Genomic DNA, 19,571 nt, shown 5'->3' on the forward strand with positions numbered 1-19,571 from the left:
ATGTACGCTTGAGTATAGGATACGCAGTCATCCTGTGTTCGTGGGACGCTGGGAGATTGGTGCGAATGACTGTCTGGGACCTGATAGCGAACGCCGGCCGACGTTGGGTACTGACTCTGTGCGGAGCCCTCCTGATGGGACTTGGCGTGTTGTGGGTGGTCAACGTTCCGCCGCTCTACTTCGCGCAGGTGCGAGTGGTCCTCCTGCCCCCGGTTGCCGCGCAGCCGAACGCCTACGGCTACACATCGGAATCGCTGATCGACTTGGCTGGAGTGGTCGCCAGGGAGTTGCGGCCGCCGACTCAGGACGCGCAATCCGTATCGGGTGACGTCACCCTGGTCGGTGAAGGAATCCGGAAGGGGTTCTCGGTCACACAGCAGAATTCCGGTGGGCAATGGCAGTACCGATTCGATGAGCCGGTGGTCGAGGTGCAGGCCGTCGGCGCGACCCCGTCGGAGGTGAGGGCCCAGATCAGCACGGCACTTCGCCAGGTGGAGTCAACCCTGGCCGAAATCCAGGACGAGCAAGGCGTCATTGCGGCGAATCGTGTGCGGATCACTCTAAATCCGCTGCAGCCTCAACTCATCGAGGAGAAGGGGAGCCGGGTTCGCGCGATCGGATCGATTGTCCTGACCGGTCTGGTGAGCACGCTGGCGGTGGTCGGCGGGCTCGGCGTCGGACGCGGTGGGTCTTCGCGCCGACGGTCGAAGCGTTCCGGTGCTCGTGGGGACGCATCAGCCGTCGGAGTGTCGAGCGCTTAGATCGTCGGTTGGGACCGGGTGCCCGTTCGAGAAGAGCGCGACGAAGTCCCTGGCGCGGGCATCCCAGTTCTGGCTTGCGGCGTAGTGCCTGCGCCGCTGCGCCAACGCGGGGTCGGGCGGGCGGCCGAGAACCTCAAGCGTGCGCTCGGCGAACGCCTCCGGTGTGGAGCAGACGTGGACGAGATCCGGTGGGATTCTCCTCACGCTGGGGAGATCGCTCACCACGGCAGGTTTTCCCGCTGAGAGGTACTCGAGGGTCTTCAGCGGATCGCTGCCGCGATTGAAGTCGCTGTCGGTGTAGGGAGTCAACCCAACCGCGATCCGGGCCATGAAGGCCGGCAGCCGGTCGAAGGGCTGAGGCCCGACCCACTGCACGTTGGGATGAGCGAGCAGCGCCTCCATCTTCTCGATGTTGAACGTAGTCTGGCGAGGGCCGATCAAGAGCAATGACGCACCCGTCTCGGCTATCATCTCGAGCGCGTCGAGATCGATCCGCTCCGAGAGATGTCCGATGAAGCCGGCAATCGGGTCGGGGAGGGTCACCTCGCCCGCGGGCAGTGCAGACTCCACCGCGGCGAAGTGGTCGGTGTCGCAGCCATTGGGGATGACGACGACCGAGCGTGCCTCCGGAGCCCACCGGGCCGCCAACTGGTCCGACACGGCGACGACGACGTCCGCGCGCCGGAGCTGGGCGGCCTCGCGCTTACGGAGCCACGTCGATGACAATCCCATCAGGCCCCCGCCGGTGATCCAATCGTCGGTGCCGTACATGACCTGTAACCCGGGACAGGAGCCGAAGACGTCGTCAAGGGACGCGACCACCAGCGCCCGGACCTTCCCGCCGAGTCGACGCACGGCGCGGGCGATGGCGCGCCGGGTTGCCCAGGCTGCGATGATCCGCAGACCGGGCCGACTGATGCCCGGAACGGTCAGCGGAGTGAGCCGGGCAAGGTTGGCCCCGACCATCCGGAGCCGTGGGCCGCTGGTCGACGAGCGAAGCGCCGGCTTCTTCAGCGGAGTGAGGACGGAAATCGCGGGGTCGACGTAAAGCACGGGAACGAGCCGGGAGAGGTGGATGGCCAGATGCTTCTCCGACAGCCGGGTATCATCCCAGGACACACCAGCCACGATCACCACGAGGCCGTCCCAGGCCTGGTTTCCGAATCTGTCGGACGGCTGTGGGGCCCGGTTGCGCGCACTCATGCGATCCTGCTCGTTTCGTCCCTCATCCAGACGCCGTTGCCCGTCGCGCCGAAGCGCACCCTCATCCGGACCAGAACGGTCGTGAAGAGAAAGAGGGGGAGCCGGAGTGCCATTGCCGGGTCGGCGGCCACGATCCGCAGCAGGTCCATCGGGCGAGTCGACGCCGAGGGAGAGACGCGTCCGGTCTTGCCCAGTTCCTGGACTCCCTGCACCACCCGGATGCGTCGTTTGAGCAGTGACCGCCAGGTCCGGGCCGGCCAGACCGACACCGTCGAGTCGACCGCGATTGTGCGCTCCCGCGCGTTGAACTCCTCGGAGTAGGCCAGATCGTCGGAGATGAAGCTGGGCAATGCTGACACGCGTTGATAGCCGGCCTGGGACAGCACGATGATCCCTCGGCCGAAGAGTCCGGAACGCACCTGGGGCAGGCGCTCCCAGATGTCGTAGTACCAGCGCGCCGCCAGTGAGACCTGGTCCCTGACCAGGTTGCGTTCCGGCGCCGCGGCGAGGTACCCATCCAGTGTGACGAGGCGGGCCAGGGCGCGAAGCCCGGAGGGGTCGAGACAAACGTCGGCGTCGACGAAGGCCACAGGGAAATCCCGGACCATCGCGCCGCCGGCAGCCAGCGCAGCGGCCTTGGACGGCACGGGCAGTTCGACGACCTCGACGTCCGGTCCGTGGCTCCTGGCCTCGGCCACGCTTCCGTCGGTACATCCGTTGCAGACGACGACTACCCTGAATTCGCCCTGGTCCGCGCCGGTGAGCAATCGCGGCAGAAGGCGCGCGAGCCCGAGTTCCTCATTGTGGGCCGGTACCACAACGGTCATCAGTGGTCGCTTGTGTGGCATCATGGGACCCTCCTGAGAGTTCGGGATCAGGTTACTCGAAGCGTAGTCTGACCTGCGGGTTTTTCGCTGGCGTGGGAATTGGGTGCGGCAAGGCGACCTGACGCCTGGCGCGCGGAGGGGGCAGTGGAGATGTCGCTCGGAATTGAGCCCCGTGTCGGTGTCATTATCGTCACCTGGAACAGCGCAGCAGTGCTGGCGGGTGTGTTGGGGTCGATTCGCCGATCGGAGCTCTCAGGCTCGGTCAAGGTGATCGTGGTCGACAACGCGTCCTCCGACGCGTCGACCGACCTCGTCCGCGCGGTGATGCCCGAAGCCGAGATCGTGCAGATGGGACGCAACGCCGGCTACGCGGCAGGAGCGAACGCGGGAATTGACAGGGCCGATGATTGCGACGCGGTTCTCTTGCTCAATCCTGACATTCGGCTCGAGCCGACCACCATCGAGGAGCTGCTCCGGGAAATGCGGTCGACCAGGGCAGGGATCGTCGTTCCGCGTTTGGTGGACGAATCGGGAGCGCTTCGCTCGTCTCTCCGACGCGAGCCCACGGCGCTCAGGGCATGGGGAGAAGCTTTGCTCGGCGGAGACAGGGCCGGACGGTTTCCGCGCCTGGGCGAAGTCGAAATCCGGGAGCGTGCCTATCGTTCCGCCGGCACGGCGGACTGGGCGACCGGCGCGGCCATGCTCATTTCCCGGGACTGTATCGAGCGCGTCGGCCGGTGGGATGAGACGTACTTCCTCTACTCGGAGGAAACCGATTTCGCACTTCGTGCCCGCGATGCGGGTCTTGCCCTCCGCTATGTTCCGACGGCCGTTGCCGTGCATTTCGAGGGCGAGTCCCACGATTCGCCTGCGCTCTTCGCCCTACTGGCGCGCAACCGGGTGAAGCTCTTCCGCTCACGTCACGGAGTCGCGCACACGGCTGCGTTCTGGATGGGAGTATTCGTCGGCGAAGTGCTCCGCGCTCGTCGCCCGACCCGACGCGCCGCGGCGTGGGCGCTACTGGGCCGCACAAAAGGGATGGCCCAGCCGAGCCGAGCCGAAGATCGGGGACTCGGGACGGGGGACTCGGTCACCTAGTCAGCAGTCCGGCTAGTCTGTCTGCCAGCCGGGCCGAACTGAACTCGGTGGACGCTGCCTGAGAGGCGGCAGCGCCCATTCGTGCGGCATTCCCGGAGTCGAGCGAGTACAGGATGCCCTGGGCCAGGTCATCGACGCTGCCAGGCTGGGTGAGAAGTCCCCATTCCCCGTGCCTGACATAGTCCTCGGCGCCGGGTGTCCTGGTGAGGACGACGGGACGGCCGGTGGCCATTGCCTCCAGAACGGCCGTCATCCCAGAAACGTGCAGATTCTGGCGCGTCGCGATCGCGAGCACAGTGGTCGCGGCATATTCCTCCCGCAGCTCGGCGTGCGTCATGCGGGGCAAGCGTTCCACACCGAGCGGGACGGCAAGGTCGCCGGAGTATTGAACGCGCAGTCTGGCGTCCGGGCGAGCACGGTGGACCACTTCGAGGGCTGCAAGCAGGGTCCGGGCATCCCGGTCCACGTCGTTCCCGATTGACAGCACCGAAGGCTGCGCGGGGAGGGGCCGGGGGGTGAAAAAGTCCGTGTCCACGCCGAACTTGAGAAACTCGACCCGGGTTCTCCGCCCGCCCAACGCTGCGCGCAGGGGTGCCAGTTGAGCTCGGCTGAGACACCAGATCAGGTCCATCGGTCTGAGCATCCTCAGCATGACGCGGGCCCGGGTGCGCTCGCCCACCCGCCCGGACAACTGGTCGGTTGCCCAGATCACTCCGCACCCGAACCTGGCGCCGGAACCGCGCGCCAGCAGGCGCAGGGCGGCGTGCTCGTCCCAGGCGATCAACCAATCCGGTGTCGGTGTGCGGGTGGGCCGCCCGAAAAGGAGCGGAACAGCCCGTCCCGTGGGCAGAGGTCGGAGCGGCGTCGTCACTAACTCGATTTCGGGCGATATGAGCCTGTCGAGCCCGTAGGGCACGGCATCAGGTCGCTGCCCGGCCGCGTGGGATCGACGCCACTCGTCAAGGTCCGTTTCCGATCGGAAGCCAAACTCGACCTGCATCAGCGCCACCGTTTCCAGAACTGCTCGATTCACCCAGTGATAGGTCGAAGCTATCGTGATGCCGGGTTGCCGGCCAGCGCCGAGATTCACTGCGACGCTGGCCGGACGCCATGCGCGAGGACCTCCGGCAATCGTGCGTGCGTTGTGCGCGCGAGATTGCGGAGGCCCTCGGGTGTTCGAACCACTGCCGCGAAATCGCGGTGGTGATCGACTCGTGCTGCGGTGCTACTTCCCCAGGGTCGAACCCGCGGTCTTTCCGTCGGCGGTGAAGACGTTCCCCGTCCAGGTCGCTGTGCCGACCTGGCCGATGTACGCCGACGGACCGTAGTAGCCGACCTTTGCGGAGAACTTGGTCCAGAACCAGTTGTCCTTGTAGGTGATCCCCGATCCACCGCCCCACATGGAGTAGTTGCCGCCGGCCAGCAGGTTGTGCTCGACGACAACCTTGGGAGCGACGTCGGGGAAGCCCATGGCGGCGGTCATGCCGCTGCTGCCGCCGGAGACCCAGAGTTCCACCGTGTTGTCCTTGATCAGCGCAGGGGCGAGCGTGTCATCGCCGGCCTGTCCTGGGTAGTGGAGACCGTCGTAGTGAACCCCTCCGTCGCGGAAGACGAAGTCGTGCACCCAGTTGCCGACGACGTTCGCGTTGTCGCCGTAGATGCTCACACCGTCGCCGGCAATGTTGTAGACGTTGTTGCGGCTGAAGTCCACGTACTGCCCGACAAGCTTGATGCCGTTGATCGGGTCCTGTGACCAGTTGGTGGCGGAGGATCCACGGATGGTGTTGTCGAGGATCTTCACCCGGTCGCCGTTGACGTGCACGGCTGCCTGGTCCCAGGAGACATCAGTGGGGCCTTCGATGATGTTGCCCTGGATGGTCACATCACTTGCTTCAATGCGCAAGCCGGCGGGAATGATCTGGTTCTTGATGACCGTGCCGGCGGTGGTGATCGTGAGGGGGCCGGCGTACTTCTGCGTCGGGTTGAAGCCCGCTGCGACCGGGCCGGTATTGCTCATACCCGCGAAGGAGGTGCTGGTGGTTTGGGTGGGTGCGGGAGCCGGGGCCGGTGCCGGGGCCGGGGCCGGAGCGGGTGCCGGAGCGGGTGCCGGGGCCGGGGCCGGGGCCGGGGCCGGAGCCGGTGCGGGTGCCGGGGCCGGGGCCGGGGGCGTCGCCGGTACCGGCCTCGGGGTTGAACCCGCGGTCGGGACGAACAGGGGGTCTACCCAGTAACCCGACGAGTGCCAGGTCTTGGTCGGGAAGGCGCTGGACTTGCCGTAGGCGTACTTACCGCTGTTCGTCGAGGCGACGGAGAGCAGCTTCGACGAAACCGGCGGAGCCGTCTGGTCGACAGTGGTTGTATAACGGCCTCGCGGTGCGAGGTAGGAGGCCACATAGTGCTGACCGGCGGCGAGGGCAACGGGCTTGGCGAACAGCACCGTCTGCCATCCGCTGGCTGTCTCGGACGTGAATTTCGCAGTGGCGAGACGGGTCCCTCCGCTGGTCCACAGGTTCCCGACGTGAGCACCGGCGTTTTCCGCGGTCTTCCAGAACCGCACGCCGATGACCGTGCCGGTCACCGACGGCGAGAAGTCGGTGCCAAGCTCGACGCTGGAGGTGTCGCTGTCGATGGCGCCGCCCCGAGGGGCAGAAGTGCCCCAGAGGGTTTCGGAACTGGCGGCGAGTTCTGCGGCCGTCGTGGTGAGGGCCGGCGCTGGCGTCAATGCGTTGACGGGCAGGCTGGCCCCGCCGATTGCAACGGCGATGACGGCGCCGAAGATCACGGCCGCGGTCGGAAAGCCCGAGCGTAGGCGTGCTGGCGTAGTGCGGTGTTTCATCTGAAAACTCCAAGCAGGATTGAGTCTGGACCCAGAAAAGTGTGACGTGGCACTGGTCCAAGGACAATGGCAGAAGAGCCCCCCAAATGCCCTGCCGGAGATCCCATCTTTACATCGCGCCGTTGCCAAAACCAAACCTATCCCGAAACCTGAACCATTCTCGAGACCCCACTGTGAGGGGTGTGCAACCCCCAGAACAGGGGGCGTGCGGAGTGCCAACTGAAGAATTATCGTTGTTGTGACCAGCGGATTGCGTCGCTGGCGACAGGTGAGTGATGACGCACTCCGAAGGCGGGAATCGTCTCGATCGGAGAGCCAAAAGTTTTTTCCGTGCCATCCAACAAATTGGGTGTTGTCGAGTCTGACAATCGCGGTGGGCGGGTCGGCTGTTCTCGGCCTTTGGGGGAAGGGTTGGCTGGTCAGGATGCACCGGATACTCGTTGTCTACGGCACCAGGCCGGAGGCGATCAAACTCGCCCCGGTCATCCGCGCACTGGAACTGTCCCGTCACCTTGAGCCCGTCGTTGTCGTGACCGGCCAGCACCGGTCGATGCTCGACCAGGTCAATACTCTCTTCGGTATTGTTCCGGCGCATGACCTGGACCTTATCCGGAAGCGTCCCAATCTCGCGGGCATCACGGCCGGAGTCCTCCACGGCGTGGGCAAGATCCTCGAGGAGGAGCAACCGGACCTTGTCATTGTCCAAGGCGACACGACGACCGTGTTCTCTGCGGCGTTGGCAGCGTTCTATGCCCAGATCCCCGTGGCGCACGTTGAGGCAGGGTTGCGCACCGGCGACCGCTACGATCCCTTCCCGGAGGAGATCAACCGGCGGCTGACGACCGCGCTCACCACCCTCCACCTGGCGCCGACCGATACGTCACGCGCGAATCTGGTGGCGGAAGGGATCCATTCCGACGGCATCCACGTAACCGGGAACACGGTGATTGATGCCCTGCTCGACATCACGGGGCGGCGACTCCCCCCGACCGACCCGGCCCTTGTCGGTCTGGATCCGACCCGCCGTCTCGTCCTCGTGACAAGTCATCGACGCGAGAACTGGGGGGAACCGATGGTGCGCATCTCTCATGCCATCGCACGCCTTGCCCGGGCATTCCCTGACGTGGACTTCGTATTGCCGGCCCACCTCAACCCGATTGTGCGGGACTCGTTGCTGCCTGCCCTGTCGGGATTGCCCAATGTCGTGGTGACCGAGCCGCTGGACTACGTCGACATGGCGCATGCCCTGGCGTCGTCGTATCTGGTGATCACGGATAGCGGGGGTGTGCAGGAGGAGGCGCCGAGCCTCGGGAAGCCTGTGCTTGTGCTTCGCGATACGACCGAACGGCCGGAGGCGGTGACGGCGAAAACCGTTCAGCTCGTCGGCACCGACGAGAACCGCATCGTCGATTCCGCGACTCGGCTCCTCCTCGACCCCGCAGCCTACGACGCCATGGCGCGGGCGGTGAATCCCTACGGCGACGGCCGGGCGGCGGACCGGATCGTCGCCGCGATTGAGAACTTCTTCGGCGAAGGTCCGCGGCCGGAGGTTTTCTCTCCGGCCGCTCCCTGATCCATCCGATTCCTGGGTTAGCGTTCCGGTGCCGAAAGGCACCGGCGAGTCCCCCGGGTCTGGTCGCAGGCTTACCGCCAGGTGCCCCGGGTATCGAAGACCACTCGGCCTTCGAGGCGCGACTTCGGAATCGACTTGAACTGGTCATGATCGACCAGGAGCACCACGATGTCGGCTTCTTCGATCGCTTCGGAGGCCGACTGCATTCGCACGTTCGGCCGGCCGTCGAGCTCGGGCGGAAGCTTCTGCGTGTACGGTTCAACGACCCGGATGTCCAGCTCCGGAGCCGCATCGGCGATTGCGACGACCACGTCCACGGCCGGGCTTTCGCGCATGTCGTCCACGTTCGCCTTGAACGTCAGCCCCAGGCAGACGACGGTGGGTTCACGGAACCGCGACGCCTTCTCGACAACGTGCTGCGCCACGTGCAGCGGCTTGGAGTCGTTCACCTCGCGCGCCGTCCTGATCAGCCGCGCCAGGTCGGGTGCTGCGCCGACGATGAACCAGGGGTCGACGGCTATGCAGTGTCCGCCGACGCCGGGGCCGGGGGTGAGGATATTCACTCGAGGGTGGTGATTGGCCAGCCGGATGATCTCCCACACGTCCAGGCGCAACCGTTCGCTGATCAGCGACAGTTCGTTCGCGAACGCAATATTCACGTCGCGGTATGCGTTCTCGACCAGTTTCGCCATCTCGGCGCTCGACGCATCTGTCGTGATGATCTCGCCCTGGGTGAATACCCGGTAGAGCGACGCCGCCTTGTCGGCACACCGCGTGGATATACCCCCGATCACCCGGTCGTTGGTGATCATCTCGATCATGATCCGGCCAGGCAGCACCCGCTCGGGGCAGTGCGCGACGAAGATGTCGGGCAGACCGTCAGTCTCGTGCGGAAGGTGCAGATCCGGGCGCAGATCGGCCAGCCACCGACTCACCTGCTCCGTCGTCCCCGGAGGTGAGGTGGACTCCAGCACCACGAGTTCGCCGCCTTTCAGCCGAGGCGCGATCTGCGAGACAGCGCTCTTCACATAGGAGAGATCCGCCGCTCGGTTCTCTTGAAAGGGAGTGGGTACCGCGATGATGAACGCGTCCGCCTCCGGCACGACCGTGGTGGCCGTCAGGCGGCCGATGCTGACGGCGCCGCTGACGGCGATCGCTAGGTCCGGTTCGACGAAGGGAACCCGCCCCAGGGAGACGGCGTCGACTATGGACTCGTTGATATCGACGCCTATCACCTCGATCCCTCGAGTGGCCAGGGCCACAGCCGTCGGCAGGCCGATATAGCCGAGGCCCAGGATCGCGACCCGGCCGGAGAAGACTTCATCCATCACTGTGTCCCTTGACGTTCGCCGTGCTCTGGTGAGGAAGGCTGCTCGGGGGCCCGGTGCGTCCTCCGCGTCGCGGATACGCCGGCATAGCTGGCCGTGGGATGGATTCGCTCTCTGAGGGTGAGGGCGATGAATGCGGTGTTGGTGGACAGGTAACGGCTGAGGAGGCGTCGCGGCTCCTGGAGCAGCCGGAAGGCCCATTCGATGCCCAGGCGCTGCCATGTTCGCGGAGCTCGGCGGGTGACCCCGGCCAGGATGTCGAAGGAACCGCCGACGCCGTGCAGGAGCGGAACGTTGAGAGTGTCGCCGAAGCTGGCCAGGAAGATCTCCTTCTTCGGGGATGTCATTCCGAGGAAGAGCATGTCCGCGTTGCTCGCGGCGATCGCCTCGGCTACCTCACTCGATTGCTCGGCGCTGAAGTAGCCGTCGCGGCTGCCGGCAACACGCAGATCGGGAAACCGTGCGCCGACCTGCTCCAGAAGGGCGTCGAGGACATTCGGTCGGGCACCGAGAAAATACACCGACGCGGAGTTCAGGTTCGCGGATTCGAGGAGGCGTTCGAAGAGGTCGATTCCGGCGACGCGTTCCGGGAGCGGATGACCGAGGATCCGACTTGCCCACACGATCGACTGCCCGTCGGCGAGGAGGACGTCCGCCGCGAGCAGCGAATTCCGTAGGAGCTCGTCCTTGCGCATCTTGACGACCTTTGCGGCATTGACGACCCCGATGAGCAGGCGACGGCGTTCCTGGACGGCGAGGTGAGCGCGCTCGAGCACCTCTGCCATGGTCATCGCGTCGATCTCGAGCCCGAAGAGCGATTGCCGTGAATCGAAGCCGCCCTGGCGGCTGCCGACCGTTGTCATGATGTCTCCTCCGTGTGACGGGTGTCGCCGAAATGCCATGCGTACAGAAGCCAGCCGAGCTCGTACGGGCGGCATTCGTGGTCGATCTTGTCCGGTGGCAGGATCGAGTCCAGGCCGCGCAGGTGCCAGCCGGCACGCAACGCGGTGGTCAGGGCGCCGATCTTGCGGGCGGCCTTCGCCGGTTCCCGCCGACCGACCTTGCGCCAGACCTGAGCGTGGCGGTCGGAGATGAGTTCGTCGAGCACCTCGGGGTGTGTGTCGAGCCAGTCAAGGCCCAGGACGATCTCGTCGGTGTGGTCGTCGCCGCCGGCCTCGACCAGGTCGAAGAGGGCCATCGGGGCCATGCCGTGCTGGTGGACGCTGTAGACCGGGTAACGCTCCACGACCGAGCCGTCCCGCGTGTCATAGTGCCACCACCATTGGCCTGCATCGCCTTGGAGCGCGCAAATCCTCTGTGCGGTTCGGTTCGCACCGGCGAGTGCCTCGTCGTCGCCCGTCAGGGCCGCGAACCGGGCCAGGGACTGAATCGGATAGATCTGGTCGGCGAAACTGCCGACGTGTGCCCGCCAGCGTCCCGACGACGAGGCCGGGAGCGCATGCGGGAAGATGCCGTCCGGGCCTTGGGCCGCAAGCAGGCGGTTTCGCGACTGTTGCGCGATAGCGACGGCCGGGCCGACCATTTCGTTCGTCACTCGGAGGGAGGCCACGGCCGCTGCCAGGATCCAACTGGCCACCACTGTGTGCAATGGGCGGGTGGAGGCGAGTTCCGCAGCGAGCCGGGAGAGGAGTGCGAGATCGGGTGACGCAGAGACCTCCGCGGATGACCACGCTGCGAGGGCGACGGCGCCAAGGTCGGTCGAGTCCTTTGCGTGATCCCGGATGGCGGACACGAGTTCGCCGGGTGTGCCGGCACCGAGGACTCCGGCCTGGGCCTGGCGGGAAAGCGTCGCAAGTCCGAGGGACACGATCGCGGCGTACCGGAGGTTCGTGCCCTCCGGCAGAAGCTCGATCTGCCGGGCGCCGCGAACGGCGCGAACCGTTTGCGCGAACTCGACGGTACCGGGGAGGTAGGAAGCGGGCAGCCCGCGAATCGCGAGTGTGACGAGGTTGTCGACCCGCGAGTCGATCGATGAGCGCCGAGGGGCGGTGTCGAGGTTCCTGTCATCCGGTGGCGCCGGCGTGGCCCCGGTACGGCCGTAGGACGCCGGCCCACCCGCCGGGAGCGGCTCGCTCACGTTTCCACCGCGGTGTCGCTCGGGCTGCCAAGCTGTTGCTCAGACCGGCCGATGAGAGGTCGGCCGGGTCGTCGACGAAAGGATTTCGGGTTGTTCACGTTGTCATCGCCTGCATTTCGGGTTACAGGTGTTGCATCGGACGGGAGCTCCGCGGGTGACGGAGTTGTGACGGCGCGCCCCAGGGAACACCGGCGGGTTCTGAGCCTTGCTCAGCATCCGTGACCTGACTGTAGCGCGGGCGGTCGGCGGCGTTTGACCCCAGATAGGGGGTGTTTATTGGTGCCGACAGCCCGGGCGTCCCTGCCCAGCTGGTGGCATGATGGCTGTCCACAGGCGACACCCGAAGCGCCGCCAGCCAACCCGTGAGGAAGACCCATGGCGCGAGCATCCGTCACCGTGATCGGCGGGGGAATCCTGGGGCTGGCAGTAGCGGAACGACTGTCGCGCAGCGGGACCGCCGTGACGCTGCTGGAGAAGGAAGCCGGCTGGGCGGCCCACCAGACCGGCCACAATTCCGGTGTCGTCCACGCCGGACCGTACTACGCGGCCGGATCGCTCAAGGCGCGACTGTGCACGGCGGGCAACCGGTCGATGGCTGAGTTCGCGCTCGAGAACGAGATCCCCTATCAGCGATGCGGGAAGCTGATCGTCGCCGTCACCCCGGAGGAAGTCCCGCGTCTGGACGCCCTCCATGACAGGGCTCTGGCGAACGAAGTAGTGACGAGGGTGCTGTCGGCCGAGGAGACGCTCGACTTCGAGCCGAACGTCAGGGCCGTGAAGGCGCTCAGGGTCGAGGCCACCGGAATCATCGATTACGGCGGCGTGAGCCGCGTGCTCGCCCGGAAGGCGGCGGAGAATGGGGCCACGCTCCTGCTCGGCGCACGCGTGGAGAGCATCCGGGTGGACGGGGGCGGGGTGAGCGTCGGCCACGCCGGCGGCAGTGTGAGGTCCGAGCTCCTCATCAATTGCGCCGGCCTGCACGCGGACCGAATCGCGGCCCTCGCCGGAGTCACCCCGGAGGTGCGCATCGTGCCCTTCCGCGGCGAATACTACGAACTCATCCCGGAACGACGCGCCCTGGTCAGAGGCCTCATCTATCCGGTCCCCGACCCGGCATTGCCCTTCCTCGGGGTGCACCTCACGCGGATGATCGACGGCACTGTCCACGCCGGTCCGAACGCCGTTCTGGCTCTCTCGCGGGAAGGCTACGACTGGCGCACGGTCAACCTGCGCGATTCGATCGAATCGATCACCTATCCGGGGTTTCTCCGAATGGCCAGGCGCAACATCGGGACCGGGGCAGGCGAGGTGGCTCGCTCCTTCTCGCAGCGACTGTTCGCCCGCAGCCTGGCCCGGCTGGTGCCGGAGATCGGACGCGGCGACATCGTGCGCGCGGGCGCGGGGGTGAGAGCTCAGGCCGTTCGCCCCGACGGCGCGCTCGCCGATGACTTCGTCATCCAGCGTGCGCCAAGGCAGGTGCACGTGCTCAACGCGCCGTCGCCAGCGGCGACGAGTTCCCTCGAGATCGCCCGTCACATCGCCGCCCTCGTCCTCGACGTCACCCACTGAGTCGCCTGTCGGAAACGGCTCGAACCGCGCTTGCCGGGCGCAGGCGAGGCTCAGGTCGATGCCGAGAAGGCCCCGAACACCACGTAGCTGCATCCGCCGTCGATCGTTGTGGCGCTGATCGTCACCGTGTTGTTTCCCCGGGTGAACGTGAGCGCCGTGGACCCGTCCAGCGCTGGTGCCGGGGTGTCGAACAGGCCGAGTCTCGCCAGGGCGGTGCGGTAGAAATCCATCACCTCGGCGACGGTGAGGGTCGTCTGCGCCGTCAGGGCGGCCTGCAGGCGGGACCCCTCGGCCGCGACGGAGCTGGTCCCGACCGTGGAATGCGGCGCCTGGGGTAGCACCCGACTCGGGAACCCTGCCACTATCGACCCGACCGCGTTGGAGGTGTCCGGCAGAGGCAGAGTCACCAGGTCCGCCAGGGGTTTCGAGGTCGGCAGGGTGTCCGGCCCGGGGTCCGGTGCAACCGGATCGGCCTCACGTGGCTCGGCGGACTTCGTCGGTGAGGGCACGGCCGAGGAAGGGGGTGCCTGCTTCGGCGAGGGCACGGCCGAGGAAGGCGGTGTCTGCTTCGGGGCAGGCTCGGTACCCGGCGCTGTCGTCGCGGGGGACCGCGGACCCGAGGTGGACGGGGGCAGACCGCCGTCGGCCGCACTCGACCCGGCCACCGGGGCGGTCCGTGTGCCGGACTGCTGGAGGACGAGCGCGCCGCCCGCCGCAACGAGGAGGGCGGTGACGGCGATGCCGGCGAGGAGTCTGCGGCGCATGGTCAGTTCTCCGAGACGGGGGAGAGGCGACCGTCCACCTCGCGAAACGCGGCGCCGGTGGCGGGGCATCTGCAGAGGTCCCCGTCCCGGACCAGCGGGATGCCCGCGGGCCCCACCCAGCCGACCTGCCGTGCCGGGACGCCTGCCACAATGGCGTAGTCGGGCACGTCCTTTGTCACGACGGCGCCGGCCGCGACCAGCGCCCACCGTCCGATCCGGACCGGGGCGATGCAGACGGCGCGGGCACCGACGGATGCGCCGGTGCCGACCTGAACACCGACCGCATGCCAGTCATCGGCGCTCTTGAGCGTGCCGTCGGGATTGATGGCGCGGGGGTACTCGTCATTGGTGAAGACAACCGCCGGACCGATGAAGACCCCGTCTTCGAGCACGGCCGGCTCATAGACGAGCGCGTAGTTCTGCACCTTGCAGTTGGAGCCGAGGATCACGCCGGGACCGATATACGCGCCGCGGCCCAGGGTGCATCCTGAGCCGACGCGGGCATACTCCCTGACCTGGGCCAGGTGCCAGATGGTCGTGCCGTCGCCGATCGTGGCGAGCGGGTCAACGTCCGCCGTGGCGGCGATGCGACTCTCCTGAACCATCCGGGATCCCCCTACGCGTTGATCAGACATTCCACCCCACCGCCTTGGCATCAATACGCGCCGGACGGGTGGGTGAGCACTCGAAGGGTTCGCCACAGGATCATCAGATCGCCGGCCAGCGACCAGTTCTCGACATAGTAGAGATCGAGGCGCACGCTTTCGTCCCAGTCGAGATCCGACCGTCCGTTGACCTGCCACATGCCGGTGAGTCCCGGCTTGATGTAGAGGCGCCGGTGCACATGCTCTTCGTATTCATCCACCTCGGTGGGCAGCGGGGGCCGAGGACCGACCAGGCTCATCTCGCCGACGAGGACGTTCCAGAGCTGAGGCAGCTCATCGAGCGAATACTTGCGGAGGATCCGGCCCACCCGGGTCACGCGGGGATCGTTGCGGATCTTGAATAGCACCCCGGACCCCTCGTTCTTGTCGAGCAGGCCGGCGAGGTCCTTCTCCGCTGTCTGGACCATGGAACGGAACTTGAGCATCTGGAATGTCTGCTCGTTCCGCCCGCAACGTTCCTGCCGGAAGAGCGCCGGACCGGGAGTGTCGGCCTTCACGACGATCGCGATCACCGCCAGCAGGGGCGCGATCAGGAGCAGACCGCACCCGGCGGCGACGACGTCGAGGGTTCGCTTGAGCACATGCCGCGTTCCCTCGAAGTGGGGGATCTCCACATGGATCAGCGGCAGGCCTTCGACCGGGCGGAAGTGGATGCGGGGCCCGGCGACATCCGTCAGCCGGCTGGAGAGGACAAGCTCGGCCGAGGTCCCCTCGAGGTCCCAGCCGAGGTTGCGGATGAAGGTGCTGCCGCCCCGAGGCTGACCGGCCACCACGACCGCGTCGACTCCCATCGACGTCACCGCACCCGCCACATGGGCGGAGTCGGCGACCACGGGAATCCGTTTGCCCCGGGAGAGGATGCCCGTCGTGTCGCCGTCTTCGAGGGCGACCCCGACCACGTGGTAGGCGGCGCCGGATTTCTCGGCGATCTGGCGTACGACGTACTCCACGTCTTCGCGGATGCCGACCACGATGACGCGGGAGAGATAGTGCCCGAAGTGACGCTGGTGGAGGAGCCATTTCCGCCACAGCCATCGCTCCAGGGTGAGCCCGATCATGCCGAGGGGCAGGGCGAAGATGAAAAAGCTCCGGGCGATGTCGATTTGGAAGACCAGGAACGCGATGGCGAGCAGGCCGAATGCCAGGGCGCTCGCATTGACCACCTGGCGGTACTCGTTTGCTCCCACTCCGATCACCCGGGAATCGCGGGTGTGGAACGCGCCGAGCGTGATGATCCAGATCGACACGACCATCAATGCGACGACCCAGTAATCGACCCGGAAGGGGCCCGCCGCGACAGCGGCCGCGTCGGTGCCGAATCGCGCGACAAAGGCGACGCCCACCGCAACCACGATGATGCTGACGTCGCTGATCCTCAACTTGGACCGGTATCTCCTGGCCCAGACCTGCCCGGAGGACTGCGAATCCGCAAAGACCTCCCGCACGGGAGTGTCCACCGTGTCGATGAGCCTCAGCCGGGCGCGTTGACCGATGGCTGACAAACCGGTGGACGGCAGATGTGCTTTGGCATTGGTCATCGCGCATTCACCTCCGGCGGGAGGGCTCGCGACGAGCGACATTTCGGGTGTTGGTTGCCGACTTGGGTGGAGCCGGACATTCTTCTGGGTCGACAAATGTGTCGACACGTCAAGGACGTGATCACGGGCATTCCCTGCATTTCGGGTTACAGGTACTTCTCGGGTCGCATCAAACGCGCGGTCTAGGGGGCCAAACACCTGATACGGCAGGTAGTTGATCGATCCTCAACTACTCACAGGGCGAACATACCCCCATTCGGGGACCGGGCGCTGTAACCAGATCGGGGGGTTGCGTCGGCGTAGGAAGCCGCACGGTACTGCGCCCGGTTAACGTAAAGAAGACCACCCCAGTAGAAGCCTGGGAATGGTCTTCAGTGGCCCCGACCGGCGTCGATCCGGTGACCTTTCGATTTTCAGTCGAACGCTCTACCAACTGAGCTACAGGGCCAGAAAGAAACCTCGAGAAGTCGCTTTCCAAGGAAAAAAACCCTCTCTTTCGAAAGGGCTTGTTGCCTTTGCGACCCTGACCGGACTTGAACCGGCGACCTCCGCCGTGACAGGGCGGCGCGCTAACCAACTGCGCTACAGGGCCTCGTGATGAGACACATTCTTTATTCTATTGCGTGTTTACAGCTTGCAACGTGCACATAAGTCTTGCACATTTTTTGAACCGAACTGCGTAGCCCCAACGGGATTCGAACCCGTGTTAACGCCGTGAAAGGGCGCCGTCCTAGGCCTCTAAACGATGGGGCCGAGACGCCATAGACTTCATGGCTTCCGACGCATAAGCATACGGTCTGCACCCGGCAAATCCCAAATCGAGTCGGAAACGGCGTTTTGCGGCCCGGTCCCGGCCTCTTCCCGGCGAGGGAGGCAGACCCGGCTCGCCCGAGAATGGCCGGGCTGCGGGCCGGTTCCCGGGTTAGATTCGGCAGAACGCTGGGCGAGTCTGCCCGAAGTTGTTATTGTGAAAAGAGTTAACACTGTGACGCATGTGTTCAACGAGCTCGATCGGGGAGTAATGAAGCGCATGGCATCCGCACGCGGCCGCACTGTCCTGAAGCGGCTGGGGGGTCTCCGGCCCTCGTCCGGCGCACGCTCTTCCGGCACAGGCACCCGCATCCGGCGCCGGTCCATCGCGGCGACCGGCTTCCTGGCGGCGCTCACCCTCTTCGTGACCCTTGCCGGCCCGGCCGGTCCGGCCCTCGCCGTCGACTACCCGACCTGGCAGGACCTCCAGAACGCCAAGTCCAACACGGCAGCGGCCGCAACCCAGGTAGCGCAGATCCAGGAGATGATCGCCAACCTCACGGTGCAGGTGGCAGAGACCCAGGCGGAATCCGAGAAGCGCGGGGCCGAACTCCAGGTCGCCCAGGACAAGCTCGACGATGCCACCCGTCGCGCCAGCGACCTGCAGGCTCAGGCGGATGCCGGCAAGGCCACCGCCGACGCCGCGACCAGGCAGGCAGGCCAGCTGGCCGCCCAGCTCTACCGCACCGGCGGCACCGACCTCAGCGTCAACCTGTTCCTCGACGGCCAGGCTGCCGGCAAGGGCGCCGATGCGCTGCTGTCCAAGCTCGGCAGCATGAGCAAGCTCGTCGAGCGCAGCTCCGACGTGTACGACCAGGCGCAGACGGCACGCAACACCGCCCAGGCGCTCGGCGACCAGGCCAAGATCGCGCAGACCGAGCGTGAGGCGCTGCGGGTCGAGGCCGAGGCTGCCCTCGTCGCGGCCCAGGCCGCGGCCGAGGCGGCAGCGAACGCGCTGACCGAATCCCAGGCCAAGAGCGTCGAGCTCGACGCCCAGCTCAAGTTCATGCAGGACGCCCAGGCCACCACCACGGCCGGCTACGAGGCCGGGGTCGCCGAACGCGCGCGCCTCGCGGCCATCGAAGCAGAGCGCGCCCGAGCCGCGGCCGCGGCTGCGGCAGCCGCCAACCGCAACAGCGGCGGGGGAGCGACCGGCAGTGCCGGCGCGGGTCTCGGCGGCGGCTACATCAACAACGGCTGGGCGGTTCCGGCCAGCGGGCGTATCACCGACGGCTTCGGCCCTCGCCCCGTGATCTGCGGCGGCGGCAGCTGCAGCAAGGGCTTCCACAGCGGAACCGACATCGGTGCCGGCTGCAGCGCCCCGATCTACGCGGCCAGCGACGGCACGGTCACCTACGCCGGCTCCAGCGGGAACTACGGCAACTACATTCAGATCGACAACGGTGGTGGCGTCTCGACCGGCTACGCGCACATCCGCTCGGGTGGGATCTTCGTCTCCAACGGGCAGCGCGTCTCGGCCGGCCAGAACATCGCGAGCGTCGGCAGCACCGGCGCTTCCACGGGCTGCCACCTCCACTTCGAGGTGCGCACCAACGGCACCCAGATCAATCCGCAGCCGTTCATGGCCGACAGGGGAGTGCCACTTGGCTGACGCGACCACCAGGCCGAGGTTCAAACCCGGCCGCCTCATCGCGATCGGGGCGATCGGCGCGGTCGCGGCATCCGCCGGGCTGGTCGCGCCCGCCGCGTTCGCCGAGGCAGGGTATCCCAGCTGGGACGACGTGCAGAAGGCCAAGCAGAGCGAGGTCACGAAGCAGGCCGAGATCGTGAAGATCACCGCCCTGCTCGTCGGGCTGCAGACCGCCGCGGCCGATTCGTCGAAGGCGTCCCAGATCGCGGCCGAGGCCTACCGGGTGTCCCAGGACGACCTCGAGGCCGCCACGGCTCGAGAGGCGAGCCTGACGAAGCAGGCCGAGGCCGCCAAGGCCCGGGCCGCCACCTCGAAGATGCGCGCCGGGTTGATCGCCGCGCACCTGGCCAAGGCCGGCGCCCAGGACCTGTCCCTGAACCTGTTCCTCAACGGCCGCAAGGCGGACGACCTGCTCGCGCAGCTCGGCACCGCCAGCAAGCTGGGCGAGGCGTCGGAGACCATCTATCGCCAGGCCCTGCAGGACAAGAACACCGCCGAGTCGCTCGGCGACCAGGCCGCGGCGGCGACGACCGAACGCACCAGACTCAGCGCCGCGGCGATGGCCAGGTTCGACGAGGCCAACGCTGCCGCCCGGGCCGCCGAGGCAGCCCTCGAAGCCGAACAGAAGAAGTCGAACGACCTGTTCGCACAGCTTGCCCTGCTCAAGGACACCACCGCGGAGACCGAACGGTCCTACCAGGCCGGACAGGATGCCGCCGCCGCGGCAGCGGCCCTCGCCAGGGCCCAGGCGGCGGCTGCGGCTCGCGCCGCGGCCGACCAGGCAGCGGCGAAGGCGGCTGCGGCGGCCAACAAGCCGGCCCCGGCAGCCCCGGCAGCCCCGGCGGCACCG

16 protein-coding genes and 3 tRNA genes are annotated in these 19,571 nt (G+C 66.8%); 6 read left to right on the forward strand and 13 right to left on the reverse strand.

Annotated elements, in window-relative coordinates; all coding sequences use genetic code 11:
• The first annotated feature begins 65 nt into the window (after nucleotides 1-65).
• Entirely contained in the window at nucleotides 66-761 is a 696-nt protein-coding gene (locus E3O32_RS10840; protein WP_134509394.1) for a hypothetical protein, read from the forward strand.
• Here the strand turns inward: E3O32_RS10840 and E3O32_RS10845 are convergent.
• Together E3O32_RS10845 and E3O32_RS10850 are read right to left on the reverse strand one after the other, a co-directional pair.
• The gene (locus E3O32_RS10845) at nucleotides 735-1,880 is read right to left on the reverse strand and encodes a glycosyltransferase (protein WP_166790830.1); all 1,146 of its coding nucleotides are present in this window, start codon (nucleotides 1,878-1,880) and stop codon (nucleotides 735-737) included. The two genes, E3O32_RS10840 and E3O32_RS10845, sit on opposite strands and share 27 nt — an antisense overlap.
• A gap of 80 nt (nucleotides 1,881-1,960) precedes the next feature.
• Nucleotides 1,961-2,791, reverse strand: a complete 831-nt coding sequence (locus tag E3O32_RS10850; RefSeq protein ID WP_166788717.1) for a glycosyltransferase — start codon at nucleotides 2,789-2,791, stop codon at nucleotides 1,961-1,963.
• Between the two features lie 150 nt (nucleotides 2,792-2,941).
• Here E3O32_RS10850 and E3O32_RS10855 point away from each other — a divergent pair, with 150 nt between their 5' ends.
• A complete protein-coding gene (locus tag E3O32_RS10855) occupies nucleotides 2,942-3,889 on the forward strand; it encodes a glycosyltransferase family 2 protein (RefSeq protein WP_134509448.1) in 948 nt (315 codons plus the stop codon).
• Here the strand turns inward: E3O32_RS10855 and E3O32_RS10860 are convergent.
• On the reverse strand, nucleotides 3,882-4,979 hold the full coding sequence (locus E3O32_RS10860; protein ID WP_134509400.1) for a glycosyltransferase family 4 protein: 1,098 nt from the start codon (nucleotides 4,977-4,979) through the stop codon (nucleotides 3,882-3,884). The genes E3O32_RS10855 and E3O32_RS10860 overlap by 8 nt on opposite strands.
• A 135-nt stretch (nucleotides 4,980-5,114) precedes the next feature.
• Nucleotides 5,115-6,725 (reverse strand): DUF4082 domain-containing protein, encoded by a 1,611-nt coding sequence (locus E3O32_RS10865; protein ID WP_134509402.1) that lies wholly within the window; start codon nucleotides 6,723-6,725, stop codon nucleotides 5,115-5,117.
• A 424-nt stretch (nucleotides 6,726-7,149) separates the two neighbouring features.
• Here E3O32_RS10865 and wecB point away from each other — a divergent pair, with 424 nt between their 5' ends.
• Nucleotides 7,150-8,298, forward strand: coding sequence for a non-hydrolyzing UDP-N-acetylglucosamine 2-epimerase (gene wecB / locus E3O32_RS10870; RefSeq protein WP_134509404.1), 1,149 nt, complete (start codon nucleotides 7,150-7,152; stop codon nucleotides 8,296-8,298).
• A 71-nt stretch (nucleotides 8,299-8,369) separates the two neighbouring features.
• Here the strand turns inward: wecB and wecC are convergent, their stop codons facing one another.
• From wecC to E3O32_RS10885, 3 genes are read right to left on the reverse strand one after another with little or no spacing between them, the layout of a single operon-like run.
• The gene (gene wecC / locus E3O32_RS10875) at nucleotides 8,370-9,626 is read right to left on the reverse strand and encodes a UDP-N-acetyl-D-mannosamine dehydrogenase (protein ID WP_134509406.1); all 1,257 of its coding nucleotides are present in this window, start codon (nucleotides 9,624-9,626) and stop codon (nucleotides 8,370-8,372) included.
• Nucleotides 9,626-10,489, reverse strand: coding sequence for a WecB/TagA/CpsF family glycosyltransferase (locus E3O32_RS10880; protein WP_198417554.1), 864 nt, complete (start codon nucleotides 10,487-10,489; stop codon nucleotides 9,626-9,628). The genes wecC and E3O32_RS10880 overlap by 1 nt, the downstream gene beginning before the upstream one ends.
• Nucleotides 10,486-11,724 (reverse strand): hypothetical protein, encoded by a 1,239-nt coding sequence (locus tag E3O32_RS10885; protein ID WP_134509408.1) that lies wholly within the window; start codon nucleotides 11,722-11,724, stop codon nucleotides 10,486-10,488. The genes E3O32_RS10880 and E3O32_RS10885 overlap by 4 nt, the downstream gene beginning before the upstream one ends.
• A 375-nt stretch (nucleotides 11,725-12,099) precedes the next feature.
• Here E3O32_RS10885 and lhgO point away from each other — a divergent pair, with 375 nt between their 5' ends.
• A complete protein-coding gene (gene lhgO / locus E3O32_RS10890) occupies nucleotides 12,100-13,293 on the forward strand; it encodes an L-2-hydroxyglutarate oxidase (RefSeq protein ID WP_134509410.1) in 1,194 nt (397 codons plus the stop codon).
• Between the two features lie 50 nt (nucleotides 13,294-13,343).
• On the opposite strand, the gene E3O32_RS10895 is transcribed toward lhgO, so the two are convergent.
• The 6 genes from E3O32_RS10895 to E3O32_RS10920 form a co-directional block, all read right to left on the reverse strand.
• Nucleotides 13,344-14,057 (reverse strand): hypothetical protein, encoded by a 714-nt coding sequence (locus E3O32_RS10895; protein WP_134509412.1) that lies wholly within the window; start codon nucleotides 14,055-14,057, stop codon nucleotides 13,344-13,346.
• A 2-nt stretch (nucleotides 14,058-14,059) separates the two neighbouring features.
• Nucleotides 14,060-14,662 (reverse strand): acyltransferase, encoded by a 603-nt coding sequence (locus tag E3O32_RS10900; protein ID WP_134509414.1) that lies wholly within the window; start codon nucleotides 14,660-14,662, stop codon nucleotides 14,060-14,062.
• Between the two features lie 50 nt (nucleotides 14,663-14,712).
• Nucleotides 14,713-16,260, reverse strand: a complete 1,548-nt coding sequence (locus tag E3O32_RS10905; RefSeq protein WP_134509416.1) for a sugar transferase — start codon at nucleotides 16,258-16,260, stop codon at nucleotides 14,713-14,715.
• Nucleotides 16,261-16,635: 375 nt separating this feature from the next.
• Nucleotides 16,636-16,708, reverse strand: a tRNA-Phe gene (locus tag E3O32_RS10910).
• Between the two features lie 70 nt (nucleotides 16,709-16,778).
• Nucleotides 16,779-16,852 (reverse strand) — tRNA-Asp (locus tag E3O32_RS10915).
• 88 nt (nucleotides 16,853-16,940) lie between these two features.
• A tRNA-Glu gene (locus tag E3O32_RS10920) sits at nucleotides 16,941-17,013 on the reverse strand.
• A 277-nt stretch (nucleotides 17,014-17,290) separates the two neighbouring features.
• On the opposite strand from E3O32_RS10920, the gene E3O32_RS10925 reads away from it, so the two are divergent.
• Nucleotides 17,291-18,682, forward strand: a complete 1,392-nt coding sequence (locus E3O32_RS10925; RefSeq protein WP_134509418.1) for a M23 family metallopeptidase — start codon at nucleotides 17,291-17,293, stop codon at nucleotides 18,680-18,682.
• Nucleotides 18,675-19,571 (forward strand): NlpC/P60 family protein (locus tag E3O32_RS10930; RefSeq protein WP_134509420.1); only part of this gene is annotated, 897 nt, incomplete at its 3' end. The genes E3O32_RS10925 and E3O32_RS10930, both read left to right, overlap by 8 nt.

The sequence above is a fragment of the Cryobacterium mannosilyticum genome (assembly GCF_004402705.1).
Lineage (GTDB): Bacteria > Actinomycetota > Actinomycetes > Actinomycetales > Microbacteriaceae > Cryobacterium > Cryobacterium mannosilyticum.